The 15,351-nt window shown below is 49.5% G+C and carries 13 protein-coding genes and 1 pseudogene; 5 read left to right on the forward strand and 9 right to left on the reverse strand.

Annotated features, from left to right (window positions below; translation table 11 throughout):
• Window positions 1-124: 124 nt before the first annotated feature.
• Window positions 125-1,369 (reverse strand): annotated as a pseudogene (locus ACFQ0N_RS37060) (vWA domain-containing protein); the annotation flags it as partial.
• A 304-nt stretch (window positions 1,370-1,673) separates the two neighbouring features.
• Here ACFQ0N_RS37060 and ACFQ0N_RS37065 point away from each other — a divergent pair.
• Window positions 1,674-2,615 carry a hypothetical protein gene (locus tag ACFQ0N_RS37065; RefSeq protein WP_379335332.1) on the forward strand — a complete coding sequence of 314 codons (942 nt, stop codon included), beginning with the start codon at window positions 1,674-1,676 and terminating at the stop codon, window positions 2,613-2,615.
• Window positions 2,616-2,815: 200 nt separating this feature from the next.
• Window positions 2,816-4,294, forward strand: a complete 1,479-nt coding sequence (locus ACFQ0N_RS37070; RefSeq protein ID WP_379335334.1) for a SpoVR family protein — start codon at window positions 2,816-2,818, stop codon at window positions 4,292-4,294.
• 64 nt (window positions 4,295-4,358) lie between these two features.
• Here ACFQ0N_RS37070 and ACFQ0N_RS37075 read toward each other — a convergent pair whose 3' ends face one another.
• From ACFQ0N_RS37075 to ACFQ0N_RS37085, 3 genes are all read right to left on the reverse strand, one after another.
• Window positions 4,359-5,360: a protoglobin domain-containing protein gene (locus ACFQ0N_RS37075; RefSeq protein ID WP_379335336.1), complete on the reverse strand. Its 1,002-nt coding sequence runs from the start codon at window positions 5,358-5,360 to the stop codon at window positions 4,359-4,361.
• Between the two features lie 123 nt (window positions 5,361-5,483).
• Window positions 5,484-5,891, reverse strand: coding sequence for a LytTR family transcriptional regulator DNA-binding domain-containing protein (locus ACFQ0N_RS37080; protein WP_379335338.1), 408 nt, complete (start codon window positions 5,889-5,891; stop codon window positions 5,484-5,486).
• Window positions 5,892-6,034: 143 nt separating this feature from the next.
• Window positions 6,035-7,930 (reverse strand): PrkA family serine protein kinase, encoded by a 1,896-nt coding sequence (locus ACFQ0N_RS37085; protein ID WP_379335340.1) that lies wholly within the window; start codon window positions 7,928-7,930, stop codon window positions 6,035-6,037.
• Between the two features lie 171 nt (window positions 7,931-8,101).
• On the opposite strand from ACFQ0N_RS37085, the gene ACFQ0N_RS37090 reads away from it, so the two are divergent.
• On the forward strand, window positions 8,102-8,848 hold the full coding sequence (locus ACFQ0N_RS37090) for a DUF2161 family putative PD-(D/E)XK-type phosphodiesterase (protein ID WP_379335342.1): 747 nt from the start codon (window positions 8,102-8,104) through the stop codon (window positions 8,846-8,848).
• The gene (locus ACFQ0N_RS37095; RefSeq protein ID WP_379335344.1) at window positions 8,841-9,170 is read left to right on the forward strand and encodes a Rieske (2Fe-2S) protein; all 330 of its coding nucleotides are present in this window, start codon (window positions 8,841-8,843) and stop codon (window positions 9,168-9,170) included. Before ACFQ0N_RS37090 ends, ACFQ0N_RS37095 begins: the two co-directional genes overlap by 8 nt.
• A gap of 44 nt (window positions 9,171-9,214) precedes the next feature.
• Here the strand turns inward: ACFQ0N_RS37095 and ACFQ0N_RS37100 are convergent, their stop codons facing one another.
• From ACFQ0N_RS37100 to trmL, 3 genes are all read right to left on the reverse strand, one after another.
• Window positions 9,215-10,405: an aminotransferase-like domain-containing protein gene (locus ACFQ0N_RS37100; RefSeq protein WP_379335346.1), complete on the reverse strand. Its 1,191-nt coding sequence runs from the start codon at window positions 10,403-10,405 to the stop codon at window positions 9,215-9,217.
• Between the two features lie 450 nt (window positions 10,406-10,855).
• Window positions 10,856-11,107, reverse strand: a complete 252-nt coding sequence (locus ACFQ0N_RS37105) for an AbrB/MazE/SpoVT family DNA-binding domain-containing protein (protein WP_379335385.1) — start codon at window positions 11,105-11,107, stop codon at window positions 10,856-10,858.
• A gap of 130 nt (window positions 11,108-11,237) precedes the next feature.
• Window positions 11,238-11,702, reverse strand: a complete 465-nt coding sequence (gene trmL / locus ACFQ0N_RS37110) for a tRNA (uridine(34)/cytosine(34)/5-carboxymethylaminomethyluridine(34)-2'-O)-methyltransferase TrmL (RefSeq protein WP_379335348.1) — start codon at window positions 11,700-11,702, stop codon at window positions 11,238-11,240.
• A 118-nt stretch (window positions 11,703-11,820) separates the two neighbouring features.
• Between trmL and ACFQ0N_RS37115 the strand changes: the two genes are divergently transcribed.
• Window positions 11,821-12,537 carry a response regulator transcription factor gene (locus ACFQ0N_RS37115; RefSeq protein WP_379335350.1) on the forward strand — a complete coding sequence of 239 codons (717 nt, stop codon included), beginning with the start codon at window positions 11,821-11,823 and terminating at the stop codon, window positions 12,535-12,537.
• A 66-nt stretch (window positions 12,538-12,603) separates the two neighbouring features.
• Here ACFQ0N_RS37115 and serC read toward each other — a convergent pair whose 3' ends face one another.
• Window positions 12,604-13,692, reverse strand: a complete 1,089-nt coding sequence (gene serC / locus ACFQ0N_RS37120) for a 3-phosphoserine/phosphohydroxythreonine transaminase (RefSeq protein WP_379335352.1) — start codon at window positions 13,690-13,692, stop codon at window positions 12,604-12,606.
• Window positions 13,693-13,738: 46 nt separating this feature from the next.
• Window positions 13,739-15,163: a type I glutamate--ammonia ligase gene (gene glnA / locus ACFQ0N_RS37125; protein ID WP_379335354.1), complete on the reverse strand. Its 1,425-nt coding sequence runs from the start codon at window positions 15,161-15,163 to the stop codon at window positions 13,739-13,741.
• Window positions 15,164-15,351: the final 188 nt, after the last annotated feature.

The following is a 15,351-nucleotide window of genomic DNA, read 5'->3' on the forward strand; positions in this document are numbered from 1 at the left end:
CATTTAAAAATTGGTGCAGTCTGCCCTTTTTTGAAACTGGTTTTCATTTTCCACGTTTTCCAGCTACAACTGTCTTTGCTCTCGGTTTTCACCCCTTCAGCTACCCTTTAATTCCGAGAGGCTATTTTACTCTGATCTCATAGTCATGCTTTTCGGCAACCTTGTACGTTCCTTCGAAATGATCGCCCGCATTTTCCATCGGAAATTCCTTGGTTGCACCGGTATCCAAATCTTTAACGAGTAAAACCGCGTTCATGTTGCTGTATTGCGTCTTGTCCACCAGTTTTTTTCCGCCGCTAATCAGGTAAGAGCTGAACGGCACCTTATCGCCCTGCGAATAGGTTGTCGATGCAAGAGGGTCCATCGCCAGGCTCAAATCATAGTTAAAGACGAGATTAATGTCGATATTGTCGCGCTTCACGCCCTTAACCTGCAGCGTCCAATCGCCTTCGGACGGCTTAAGCAGCTTGAGCAGGGTATAGCTTTTCGACCTCGACAGCAGAACGTTATCCGAAGGAATCGCAATAGCGCGGCCGGACGGATCAACCAGCTTCGCCTCAACCGGCTTGGATGACATAATGGAAATGTTCGCTTCAAGTACATTCGCATTGGGAACGGAAATTTTCACGTTCTGATAGCTTCCATCCGCCGTAAACGAATCGACCGGCACAACATTCAACTCAAGATGGCTGGCGAAAATTTCACTCAATATTTTCGGCAGATCATCGGCCGAAGCGGTGGAAAACGACTTCCCTCCGGTCGAATCCGAAATCTTGGCCAGTGCCGCCTCATTTAATTTCCCATTGGCGTTAAGCCCAATCGTATAAATAGGTACCCCGCTGTCATTCGCTTCTTTAATGGCCTTCTCCATATCCGCATCGGACTGGGCTTGTGTTCTGCCGGAATTACGATTGAAATCGTTATTGCCGTCCGCAAGCAAAATTATCATCGGATCGTGTTTGGGATCGGCTCCGTCATCCAGAATTTGCATCGCTTCCTTGACTCCGACGGATATGTCAGTGTAGGCGCCGCGGTTCAATTGGTCGATAAAGCCCTTCAGGTTCTCTTTATCGGCTGCCGAATTGATATTAAGCAGAGCCTTCTCACGCTCGATCTGATCGGTATAGGCCACGATTCCAACCTGATCGCCCTGCGCCGACAGCATGTCGATGAACATCTTCATCGCTTCGTTACCGATTTTCTCCGGATCGCTTGTGCTCATCGATTTGCTCACATCGAGCACCAGCACCGCATCGATTTGAGAGGTTTCCTGTGCCGCGTGGGCCGTTGATAAGCTGCTGAACGGCAGCAGCAGAACAGCGGCGGAGAGCGCAATAATTTGACGTGAAAAACGTTTAAGTCGATTCATGTTTGTACTCCTTCGCAATAGGACAAGCAGATCTGTCATGCTAGTCCAATAGTCACAGTTAGTCACTGCTCCCCGAATAATGATATACTATAAAAGTAAGTATACCTGATAGATTCCAGGAAATCACTTTTACTGTATGAGAGGAACAGCACATGGTTACATACGTCTGTCTTGGAATTTTGTTTCTTTATGTCGTAATCAAAGCCATCGTCTACCGTTCACGCCAGAGAAAAGCCCCTTCTCCCGAGCAGCTAAACAAGCTTGTCATATCCATTCTGAGAAGCAGCGGGCAGCGTGATCGCGAATGATGAAGAAGCTGCCGGTACTGCTAACTCCTTATATTAAAACACGCTATCCTTATAGGAAGCTTAAAATTTGCCGCCGCTGCAATCATTTCACTGTACTGGGAGATGCGAAATGCCCGGCATGCAGCCATTCTGCCCTGCAAAGCGTGGAGAAAAGGGCTGCCTCCATGCTGCTGCGATCGATGTGGAAAGATTGGCTCATTGTGTTGTTGATCATGCTCGCCGGCGTAGCAATGAGCGAGTCGACGATGCATAGCGTCCTGTGCGCCGCAGGAGGCTTGCTGCTGCTTGCACTATTATGGACGATTCAGCGACGGTCGAAGTTTGCATTATTGCACGTGCAGCTGGAACAATTATTTAAAAAAGAGGCTTCTACCCTCTGTGCAGGACTTGTTCATGACCGGGAAGAGGCCATTAAGGTGTTTGAAACCGGCGATAAACCGCTCGCCTATGAAATGCTGCGTGAAATCGGAGCGCTCGTCCATACCGACCAGCTTCGGATCGAGCAAATCCTGCTGCTGCAATCGTTCGTGCTGCGCAAGGATATGGATCTCATGCTGGACCCGCTGCTGATGGACCATTTTAATCCCGACCTTGTCGAATATATTGGCGAGCTCGCGAAAATCAGGCGGGACCTGTTGAAAGAAAATGCGTTCAGGTATATACTGCTGCATGAGGCCCAGATTCTGAAAATGGAGCATGGCGAGAGCATTCTCACCGGCGTTGCCGGTGCCGCAGTCAGAATGAAGCGATATATTACGCTTTATCCGCATTTGATGCTGCGTTATGCATGCAAGCTCCCTAAAGACCGTTTCCTGCGGCTTTATCGGATCATTCAGAGCAGCCCGACCGCAAATGCCGGCCCATTATATGAAGAGGTTATGAACATTTATAACGAAAAGTACAAATGGGATGAGGACTTCCAGCGCGTTAGCAAGTAATGTGGAAAGTAGTAATTTAGCTCTCCTCTAAATGCCTTTGATAAAATAGAATCCGACATTAAGTTAAGATTCATATTGGCAAGAGTTAAATAAGCGAATTGTTCTACTTCAAACGCACAAATATATTTGGTTAATTTGGGAAATTCCCCCTCTCCCCCAAATTTACGTATATCGTCCGTCCCATCCCCATACCTATAGATATGAACGATGAATTTTGCCTGCTAAAGGGGGTACGCGGCGTGCGCCAAGATGAAATCAAGGCGCTGGAGAGAGCCATTGATGAAATAACTGAGGTTGCCAAAGGCTTCGGTCTTGACTTTTACCCGATGCGGTACGAGATTTGTCCGGCCGACATTATTTACACATTCGGCGCCTATGGCATGCCTACGCGATTCAGTCATTGGAGCTTCGGCAAAACCTTCAATAAAATGAAAATGCAATACGACTTCGGCTTGAGCAAAATTTACGAGCTTGTCATCAATTCCAACCCTTGCTACGCCTTCCTGCTGGACGGCAACTCGCTTATCCAAAACAAACTTATCGTCGCCCATGTGCTCGCCCACTGTGACTTTTTCAAAAACAACTTCCGTTTCAGCGGCTCTAATCGCAATATGGTGGAAAGCATGTCGGCCACCGCGGAGCGGATCAGCCAATATGAAATGAATTACGGCACCGAGGAGGTCGAACGCTTTATTGACGCTGTGCTGGCGATCCAGGAGCATGTCGATCCGACCATTATTAAGCCTTACCAGCTTGACAAAACCCGCTATATCGAGCTGCTGACGAAGGAGCAGAAGAGCTCCGCCAAACAGTCGCCGCAATCCCCCTATGATGATTTATGGGATCTGGAGAAAGCCCGGAAGAAGGATGATAAAGAGAAGTCAAGCGACAAGCATCACTTCCCGCCAGAGCCGGAAAAAGATCTTGTCTGGTTCATTGAAGAATATTCGCCCAATTTGAAAGATTGGCAGCGGGATATCATGTCCATGCTGCGCGACGAAATGCTGTACTTTTGGCCGCAAATTGAAACGAAAATTATGAACGAAGGCTGGGCCTCTTATTGGCATCAGCGCATCATACGCGAGCTTGATCTGACAAGCGATGAGACCATCGAATTCGCCAAGTTGAATTCCTCGGTTGTACAGCCGTCGCAGCATAGCTTGAACCCATATTATTTGGGCTTGAAAATTTTTGAAGATATTGAGAAACGGTACGACAATCCGAGTAAAGAGGAACAGGAGCGTTTGGGACGGCGCCCCGGCAGCGGAAGAGAGAAAATATTCGAGGTGCGGGAATACGATTCAGACATTTCCTTTTTGCGGAATTATTTGACGAAAGAGCTTGTAAGCGAGCTCGATCTCTATATTTTCGAGAAAAAGGGAGCCGAGTGGAAAATTACAGATAAGGGTTGGGAAAATATTCGAGATCAGCTCGTCTACTCTCGCGTGAACGGCGGCATACCCACTATCGTTGTCACCGATGGCGATCATAACAATATTGGCGAGTTGTATTTGCTTCATCGTTATGAGGGCGTGGAGCTGGACCTGAAATATGTCGAGCGCACCCTCCCCTATGTAGTGCAGCTGTGGGGAAAATCCGTCCATCTGGAGACCGTTGTAGAGGATAAAAAGATCGTATTCAGCTGCGACGGCAAAAAAACGAGCCGCAAATTTCTATGAGAAAAACAGGGCAATCTCCCATTCAGCAGGAGATTGCCCTGTTACTAGTTATATGATTGACCTCCTAATCATGCAATTCTCGCAAATCCTTCATCACCCTTTCGATGGTTTCGACAAATGCCGCCAATTCTTGGGAACGCGCCGCTTGGTCGCGGGCCTGTGCCGACGATTGCTCGGCTACTTTCCGTACATGCGCTACCTTCTCTTCAATCTGCTCCAGCCGCTCCTCAATCGAGCCCATTGCTTCCCGCGAGGATGCAGCGAGCTTGCGCACCTCATTCGCGACTACTTCAAATCCGCGGCCATGCTCGCCGGCGCGGGCTGCCTCAATTGCCGCATTCAGACCAAGCAAATGCGTCTGATCCGCGACATTGCGAATGATGGAGCCCACTTCGCCAATATTATCAACATGAGCCATCAGTTCTCCAAGTATGCGATTGGCGCTGTCCTGCGATTCCGCAGTCTTCACGGCCGAGCTGGCAATCGAGCGCGCTCCGTTGTCAAGCTCAACCATCATACCCGCCAGCTCTTGCACGACTTGCGTAATCGAGCCAAGCACGGCCTGCCGCTCGTCGGCCAGCTTTTTGATTTGATCATGCTCAACCTTCAAATAAGCCTCCAAAACGAGCTGAGAATCAAAATTGAACATTTTCGTCAAGGAAAAAATAAGGCGTGTCCATTGCTCAGGCAAAATACGCTTGAATACTTGTGTCGCCAGGTCGAGATAAATCGTATATGCCCCCAAGTACCAATCGGTGTTCAAGCCGATCCTTGAATGCACGACCCCAACCTTGAGACGGTTCTCGATAAATTGCTCATCGATCTTCCCGGCTGTTAGCGACATCCAGTATACGCGCATCGTCTGCTTCAAACGATCGATCGAGCTGAACTTCGTAATAATGGCATTCAGCTCGGGTTCTACACCTATCCGATCGTAGAAGCGGTCGACTACCTCGCCCGCCACTTGCGCAAAAGCTTCCTGGCAATTGTGCAGTACAGCCAAATCCTCATCTGTCAGCCCAACAAAGTTAATCTGTCTCATGCGTTCTGGTGAAACCTGGATCATGATGTATTCCTCCTAAGATGTTCTAAAACCATTAAGCTTGCATGATCTTTTCTATATTCATCGACTGAATAAAGAGGAAATTTTACATGGAACGCACTGCACAAAAAAAGATTCTATACAAATTCAGCAAAATTCAAGGAAAATTGGCGATATCTCCCACATTTCTCGCGGCGAATGCCAGAAATATGACGAATAATCTTCACGAATTAAATGCTGCAATTTCCAGCTATTAGACGAAGACACTGTGGCATACAAAGACATATCCCCCTGCTCCTGCCGCTCAAAAAATAACTTTCGTTCCGTTGGCTCAAAATAAGCGGCCTGCTGCAGATTTGCGATTAAGTGCCGATCCACCTGTTCATATCCATAGGCCTGGAACATATCGCAGAGCTGCTTGACGGTATGCGGCTGACGGTAAGTTCCACTGGCAGCAACAAAGAGCGGCCCGCTCTTGGATGCGGTTATGTATAAAATCTCTTGCAGCGGCACCTGCGCCGGTTCCCCTTGTTCATTCAATAAATATAACAGCAAATAATCTCCCCCTCAACCGCAAATAAACAGAACACTTGTTCTGTTTATTATACCTGATTTCAAGGTCAGAATACAAGAAAACGAGGTCTCCATGAAACTGAAAAAACAATGCTGGAGACCTCGCCATCTGTTCGCCAGAAAAATTAACGATTGAGCAGGCTGCCTACGTAGCGCAGCAGCTCATTGGCGCATACCGGGCAATAGCCATGATCGTCGATTAACCGGCTCGTCACTTCATTTATCCGCTTCAGCTGCTTTTCATCCGGCGTCTTTGTCGAAGTAGTAATTTTCACGATATCCTTCAGGTCGGTAAACAACTTTCTTTCAATCGCTTCGCGCAAGCGGTCATGACTGGCGTAATCAAATTTTTTATTTTTTCGCGCATACGAGGAAATGCGAATCAATATTTCTTCGCGAAATGCTTTTTTCGCATTTTCGGAAACACCAATCTGCTCTTCAATCGAGCGCATCAGCCGCTCATCAGGATCGAGCTCCTCTCCGGTAAGCGGGTCTTTAATTTTCGTCCAATTGCAGTAAGCTTCGATATTATCGAGATAATTCTCGAATAAGGTTCGCGCCGACTCCTCGAACGAATAAACGAAAGCCTTCTGCACTTCCTTTTTGGCCAGATTGTCGTACTCTTTGCGGGCATAGGAAATAAAATTCAAATATTTTTCGCGTTCCTCTTTCGTAATCGACGGATGCTGATCGAGCCCCTCCTTGAGCGCCCGCAGCACATCCAACGCATTGATGCACTGCAGATCCTGCTTGATCAAGGCACTCGATATGCGGTTGATGACATAGCGCGGGTCGATGCCCGACATGCCTTCCTCGCTATACTCGCTTTGCATTTCCTTTAAATCGGCTTCCTTGTATCCTTCAACCTCCTCGCCGTCATACATTCGCATCTTCTTCAGCAAATCCATTCCCTGCTTCTTCGTCTCCTTGAGACGAGTCAAAATCGAGAAAATCGCCGCCGCGCGCAAAGCATGAGGGGCAATATGAATATGCTTCATATCGCTTTGGTTGACGAGCTTCTTATATATTTTCTCCTCATCCGACACTTTCAAATTGTAAGGGATCGGCATGACAATCATCCGCGATTGCAAAGCTTCGTTCTTTTTGTTGGCGATAAAGGCCTTATACTCCGTTTCGTTCGTATGGGCGACGATCAGCTCATCGGCCGATATTAAGGCGAAGCGGCCTGCCTTGAAGTTCCCCTCCTGGGTGAGAGACAGCAGGTTCCACAAAAACTTCTCATCGCATTTCAGCATTTCCTGAAACTCCATCAAGCCCCGATTCGCCTTGTTCAGCTCCCCGTCGAAGCGGTATGCGCGCGGATCGGATTCCGATCCATACTCAGTAATCGTGGAAAAGTCGATACTGCCTGTCAAATCGGCAATATCCTGTGATTTAGGGTCGGAAGGGCTAAAGGTTCCGATGCCAACCCGCTCATCTTCTGAAATAAGCACCCTCTCCACAAGCACTCCTTCAATATCGCCATTGTACTCTGTACGAAGGCGCATCTGGCAGGACGGACAAAGGTTGCCCTCAATGCGCACACCCAGCTCCTTCTCGGCTTCAGCACGCAGCTCATTAGGGATAAGGTGAAGCGGCTCCTCATGCATCGGGCAGCCCTTGATGGCAAATACAGCACCTCGCTCCGTTCTTGAAAACTGCTCCAGGCCCCGTTTCAGCATGGTCACAATTGTCGATTTACCGCCGCTTACCGGCCCCATCAGCAGTAAAATACGTTTGCGGACATCAAGACGCCGCGCCGCAGAATGAAAATATTCTTCAACGAGCCGCTCAATAGCGCGGTCCAAACCGTATATTTCCTGTTCAAAAAACTTGTATCTCTTCTGTCCGCCCTCTTCCGTCACCCCATACGACTCGATCATTTCGTAGACACGAGCATGCGCTGTCATAGCTGGTGTTGAATCTTTCCGCAATCGTTCGATATATTCGGCAAACGTTCCAGTCCATGCCAGTTTCTCACTTTCCGCCTTATACGCTGAAATTCGTTTTAAAATGTCCATGCCGTACCTCCTCTCATCCCTTCCGCTGATTCCTGAAGATAATACAATCCTATGCGCTTGCCCTATGGAAATTGACCGAAATTTTATTCCCGGTTGCCGAGGAGCCGCTAATCCTCTGTCTTCACATAAAAATAAGATGTGGTATAATGCTCGAAGAAAGGAGCGCGAGGCATGGCCGTCAAGCATGAAACGGAGCTCTATCCCCCGGTTAAGTTATACTATGAAGCGCGAGGCTATGAAGTCAAAAGCGAAGTCATGCACTGCGATTTGGTCGCTGTTCATCCGGATGGGGGAGAAACCGTCATCGTAGAAATGAAAAAAACGTTTAATCTCGCGCTGCTGCTGCAAGGAATCGAACGTCTCAGGCTGACCACAAATGTCGTGCTCGCTGTAGAACGGAATCGCAAAAAGAGCGGCGCCCACAATCAACGCTTCGGCGACTTGACAGAATTATGCCGTATGCTGGGGCTCGGTTTGATGACGATTACTTTTTTTAAAACAAAAGCGCCTCAAGTAGAGATGCTTTGCGAGCCCGGTGAAATGCCGGTACGCGGAAGGCGGCGGCTGCGGGAGTCAAGACTGATGAATGAGTTTCGCGAGCGCAGCGGCGATTATAATACGGGAGGCAGCACAAAGCACAAAATTGTAACCGCCTACCGGGAAAAATCTCTCCGGCTTGCTTGGGCGCTTGCCCAGCATGAAGTGCTTGCCCCCAGGCAGGCGGCCGAATTGACTGACGTAGCGAAAGCGGCCTATATGCTGCAAAAAGATTATTATGGCTGGTTTGAGCGAGTGGCCCGCGGACAATACCGTCTGCGCAGGAAAGGATATGAAGCGGTAGCGGCATATACCGACATCATCAACCATTGGCTGCATTCACGAGAGCCGCATACTAAGGAGATGAATAGTGATGACTGAACAATCTCAAACAAGACAAGGTCTCGGCAAAATAGCGGATTTCCCCGAATTTCCGGCTGAAGTCACGATTGATCATGATTCTTACTTTATTTTGCGCGAAGAAGGCGGTGAAGCGGGCGAGGCTGTCTACCGGCTAGTATCGGCTATTTGTCCGCATGCCGGAGGCTATGTCAGGCCGTACAATGGCGAGCTGATCTGCCCGCTGCATTTTTGGTCTTTCGATGCGGTGACCGGGGAATCGACCAATATGCCTGGCGAAGCGCTCGAGTGTCAGCCGCTTGAGGTGGTCGACGGCGAATTGTTTATGAATAAATTAGCCTGATTACATACAATGCTGTTCGCTGCAGCGAACAGCTCTTCTTTGCTCTAGCCCCTTGCCGTAAATTCGCCGATTGCTTCTGCAAGCCGCGAGACGCCAAGCGCCGTCCGCTCACCGGATGTACAGGCGAAATTCAGGCGGGCGGTATTTCGCTGCGCTCCGGCAGCATAAAAGGCCTCTCCCGGTACGAATGATACCCCCTTGCCAGCTGCACAACGCAGCAGGGCAGCCGCGTCGAGCGCTTCAGGCAGCTCGACCCACAGAAACATGCCTCCCCTCGGCTCCAGCCATGCAACCCCCTCCATCTGCTCGGCTTGCAGCAGCGTTACCATCTCGCGCATCCGCCTTCCGTATGTTTCAGCAACGGTACGGATATGGCGGTCAAGCGAAAAATGTCGCAGCAGCTGATCCAGCAGCAGCTGATCAACCAGGCCAGAATACCGCTCGGCCGCTTGTTTTGCTTTCAGCATCATCTGCATGACGCGCTTATCGCCAACTGCCCAGGATGTACGCAGCGCCGGCGCGACCGTATCGGCAAATGTCCCGACATAAATGACACAGCTGTTGTCCGCTTCCCCAGCCAGTGAGAGTAAGGTCGGATAGCGCGCGTCGAAAGTGAGCTCGCCGTAACGGTCATCCTCCAGTATCGGGACACGATGGCGGCTGCACATCTCCACCAGCGCACGGCGGCGCTCAACACTCCACACGCGCCCGGTCGGGCTGCCGAATGTCGGAGCGGCATAGACGAGACGCGGACGATGCTGCCGCATTAATCGCTCCGCATCCTCGATGATCATGCCCTCGTGGTCGCTCTCGACCGGAATGACTTGCAGCTGATTGAGATGAAAGACCTGCAGGCTGGCCAGACAAGTTGGATTTTCAACCAGGATGACCGCCCCCGGATCGGTCAGCACCCGTACAAGCAAGTCAATCGTCTGCTGCAAACCGGCCGTCAATAGCATTTCAGCAGGCTGAACCTTCATTCCTTGGGCTGCCAGACGCTCGCACAGCTGCTCTCGCAGCGGTGTATATCCTTCATCGGGACCATACCGCAAAGCATCTTTGCCTGCGGCGAAAACCCGCTCTGCCGCGTCGGCAACGGCCTCAGCCGGATACAGCTCCTCAGCCGGACCATCACTCGCAAATGAAATCATTGCAGCCGCTTGCTTCGGCTGCCATACTCCGCCAACAGCTGGTGATTGCAGCCGCTGCATCTTACCTGAAAAAAGATACTCCACTTTAAACTCCCCCTCGTCATCATCCTTATCCCATATTACGCTCAAAAGTGCGTATCGATAACAGCTTGCCGTTTCCTGCTGCATACTGCAGCGATTTCATGCGATTCCGCCCCAGCTGTAACAACTTGTTCACAACATGCATTTTCTTTTGACACAGCATTGGGTATAATAAGATGAGTTCATTGGAGGTGCGTAAGATGACGCTTAACTTTTTAATTGTACTAGTAGTCTCGGCACTGTTCCTGCTTGCGATCATAACTTCGTCTTACAACGATGACAAGACGAAAGGCTTGTAATGCTTGCGACAGGAAATATAAGCTAAGTATATGCTAGAAACTATACTTTCTTATATTTTGAAATGAGAAGAAGCTTCCCCCGTATGCATATGGTACATACGGGGGAAGCTTCTTTATTATGCTGTCTATTGACAGCAAACATCGTGTACAGTTGTTAGCCCCGACGGAGTGCGGTCATTTCACTTACACACACAGAGCACAAATAGCGCTCTTTAAATTCACGAACTTCCTCCATCGATCCGCAAAACACGCATCTCGGGCGGTAACGCTCCAAAATGATATGGTCACCCTGAACAAGAATCTCCACAGGGTCTCCTTCATTCATCTGATATCTTTTTCGCAGCGATTTGGGCAGCACAATGCGGCCCAGTTGATCGACTTTACGTACGACGCCAGCCGGTTTCAACGAATTCACCTCTCCTGCAGTCTAGATTTGTAAGTAAGTATCAGAAACCAATGTACTCTATAAATTTCGATAACGCCTTGCGTATTCCTTCCGTTGTTCAGATTTTCTTAATATCCTGCAACTGCTTTCTTCAATTCAAACCAGGAAAATTTATTTGTCTTAACGCTTCATACACAATAATCGCCGCCGAATTGGACAAATTCAGGGAACGAACCTGATCTGTCATCGGCAGCCGCAGGCACGTGTCCGGATGCTCGTCCAGTATCGATTGCGGCAAGCCCTTCGTTTCTTTGCCAAACACAAAAAAGTCGCCATCCTGGAATGTAAACTCCGTGTATACGCGCGAAGAACGGGTGCTGGCGCAAAAAAAACGCCCATTCGAATTGGCTGCCTTCACCTCGGAGAAGGAATCGTAGTATAGAATCTTTACAGCATGCCAGTAATCCAGGCCGGCCCGCTTCAATGTTTTATCATCAGTATTGAATCCTAAAGGACGCACCAAGTGAAGATGTGTGCCTGTTGCTGCGCAAGTGCGGGCGATATTGCCTGTATTCGCCGGAATCTCCGGTTCGACTAATACAATATGAAAAGCCATAGCGGCTTACACCTCCTGAAAATAAAAAATTTAACATCGCGTTAACGTTAGCTTAATCTACGGAATAAGGTCGGCGTTCATAATGAAGGCATAATGAACATAAAGGAGAGCAGGAGCGATGAAGAAAAAAATACTGGTCGTTGATGACGAGCCGTCCATCTCCATGCTGATCGAATTTAATTTGAAGCTTGCAGGCTTCGAAGTGCGCTGTGTCCACGACGGGGAAGCAGTATTTGATATGCTTAAGCCGTTCCGTCCCGACCTGATCGTGCTGGACCTCATGCTGCCCAAAATGGATGGCATTCAGGTTTGCCGCGAGCTCCGCAAGCAAAACAATGCAGTGCCTATCGTAATGCTTACCGCGCTTCAAGATGTAACTGACCGTATTGCAGGCTTGGATAACGGCGCTGATGATTATATGGTGAAACCTTTTTCTCCCCAAGAGCTGCTGTCGCGCATCCAGGCTGTGCTGCGGCGCACGCAAGCGCTGCCAGGCGCCGCGGAGGATACTGTGTACGATATCGGCCATCTCACCGTTTACAGCGAGCAGCGCGAGGTGCATATCGCCGGGAAGCCGATTGAATTAACGCCCAAGGAATTCGAGCTGCTTCTGTTCCTCTGCCAGCATCGCGGCAAAGTATTAAGCCGCCAGCAGCTGCTGCACGGCGTATGGGACTATCACTTTCTGGGCGATACCCGGATTGTCGATGTTCATATTAGCCATTTGCGCGATAAAATCGAAAAAAACACGCGCACGCCTGAATACATTATGACCGTCCGCAATGTCGGCTATAAGCTGACAGGGCCAAGCATGGCCGATTCCTCGCTTGCTTAATTCATCCGGTAGCATAACATAGGACCGTCCCGTTCTCAATAGCGAGAAAAGGACGGTCCTTATTACTTACCCATTGCGGCGCTGAAAATCCGCCATAAACTCGGCCAGCGCTTTGCAGCTTGCAAAAGGTACCGCATTATAAGTCGAGGCGCGAAGCCCGCCAACGCTGCGATGCCCTTTCAGACCGACAAAGCCGTGCTGCTCTGATTCTTTAATGAATTGCTTTTCCAGTTCTTCCGTAGGCATCCGGAAAGTAATATTCATCTGCGAGCGGCTTGCTGCATCGGCAAACCCGCGGTAGAAACCGCCGCTGCCGTCGATCGCATCATAAATGAGCTTTGTTTTTTCCGCATTGGCGGCCGCAATAGCAGCAACGCCGCCGTTTGCTTTTACCCATTTCAGCATCAAATTGACCAAATAAACCGAAAAGGATGGCGGCGTATTATAAAGCGAATTGTTGCTCGCATGCGTATCATACCGCAGCATCGTCGGAATCGTTTTTGGGCTGTCCGATACGAGATCCTCGCGTGCGATAACGAGCGTTACGCCCGAAGGTCCCAGATTTTTTTGCGCGCCGGCATAGATCATGCCAAATTTGCTTATATCAACCGGACGGCTCAAAATATCGCTGGACATATCGCCGATCAGCGGAACATCACCTGTATCCGGGAAGTCGGTAAATTGGGTGCCTTCAATTGTTTCATTCGAAGTAATGTGCAAATAAGCCGCATTCTCGGGGATTTGAATATCGCTGAGCGCCGGAATCCGCTTGTACTGATCCGCCTTCGAGGAAGCAGCCTCGACCGCATTGCCGATCAGCTTCGCTTCCTTGAACGCTTTGGAAGCCCAGCTGCCTGTCATCACATAAGCCGCGCTCTTGCCTTCCGCAAGCAAGTTCATAGGGATCATAGAAAATTGCGTGCTTGCCCCGCCTTGCAGAAAGAGCACCTTATAATTGTCCGGAATGCCGAACAATTCGCGCAGCAGCTGCTGCGCTTCGTTATGCACGCCTTCATAGATCGCACCGCGGTGCGACATCTCCATAATGGACATACCCGACCCGGCATAATCGATAAACTGCTCCTGCGCCTGCTGCAGCACTTCCAATGGCAGTGCAGCTGGTCCGGCATTGAAATTATATGCGCGATTCGCCACTGTTACCCACTCCCGATCTTTATTTGTATTAATATGAATCAACAGCTTAGCAGTCATAGTAAAGACTAAATTCATGCGGATGAACGCGCATCGACACTTCTTTAGCCTCTTTCCGTTTTACAGCAACATAATTACGAATAAATTCCTCAGAGAAGACGCCGTTTTCCGTCAAGAAACCGGAATCCGCCTCAAGCGCGTCCAGTGCGTCCTCCAGCGTCGTCGGTACGGAGCGGATCTCACGCTTTTCCGCATCGGTCAGATCATAAATATTTTTATCGAACGGTCCAAAGCCCATCGCAGTCGGATCAAGCTTGCGCTTAATGCCGTCCAGCCCGGCAAGCAGCATCGCCGCAAACGCCAAATAAGGGTTCGCCGTCGAGTCCGGCGTGCGGAACTCTACGCGGCAGCCTTTAGGTGTTACCGAAGCAATTGGAATGCGGATCGCTGCCGAACGGTTGCCTTTGGAGAAAACAAGGTTAATCGGCGCTTCGTAGCCAGGCACCAGGCGCTTGAACGAGTTGGTCGACGGGTTCGTCAACGCGATCAGGGCAGGCGCATGATACAGCAGGCCGCCTATATACTGCAAGGCCAGCTCGCTCATGTTCGCATAGGCGCCTTTTTCGTAGAACAGCGGCACATCGCCATCAAAAATCGATTGGTGAACATGCATGCCGCTGCCGTTGTCGCCAAAAAGCGGCTTCGGCATAAAAGTAGCCGTCTTCCCGTATTGGCGCGCAACATTGTGCACAATATATTTATATTTCATCAAATTGTCAGCAGTAGTTGTTAAAGTGTCAAAGCGGAAATTGATTTCTGCCGATCCGGCCGTGCCGCCTTCATGATGATGACGCTCGACACGCAGCCCGCTTGCCTGCATTACCTGCACCATCTCGCTGCGGATATCCTGCTGGGTGTCCGTCGGGGCGACAGGCACGTAGCCGCGCTTTACGCCAATTTTGAAGCCAAGATTTCCGCCCTCTTCCTTGCGTCCAGTGTTCCAAGCCGCTTCCTCGGAATCGATGGAGAAGAAGGAATTTTGCATGCTGCTCTCATAACGAACATCGTCAAAAATAAAAAACTCGGACTCCGGCGCAAAAAATACAGTTGAGCCTACTCCGGTTTGCTGCAAATATTTCTCCGCTCTTTTAGCGATGCCGCGAGGATCGCGATCATAGACCTGCCCATCCGGGGTTTGAATATCACACATAATATTAAGCGTCGGGTGCATGGTGAACGGGTCGATGTAGACTGACGCAGTATCGGGAATCATCACCATATCGGATTCTTCTATGCCGCGGAATCCCGAAATCGACGATCCGTCAAAAGCAACGCCATTGACGAATGTATCGGCATCCACCTCAGAGGCAGGGAGCGTAATATGATGCGCGCGGCCTGCAATATCGACGAAGCGGAAATCGACAAACTGGATGTTATTTTCCTCAATTACACTTAAAACTTGCTGAACTGACACGATGTTTCCTCCATTTCCGAACATTCAATGAGCAATAAACTGATAATGTTCAATTTATCACCGGACATATGAGGCTATTATAAATTTTCGTTCCAATGGTCGTCAATATCTATGTCAGGTATTTTTTATTCCATGTCAGCTATCTTCACATAATCTCCATAGACCCCGTTCCTAAAAAAGAAAGGACT

This window comes from Paenibacillus sp. GCM10027626, assembly GCF_042676285.1.
Lineage (GTDB): Bacteria > Bacillota > Bacilli > Paenibacillales > Paenibacillaceae > Paenibacillus_Z.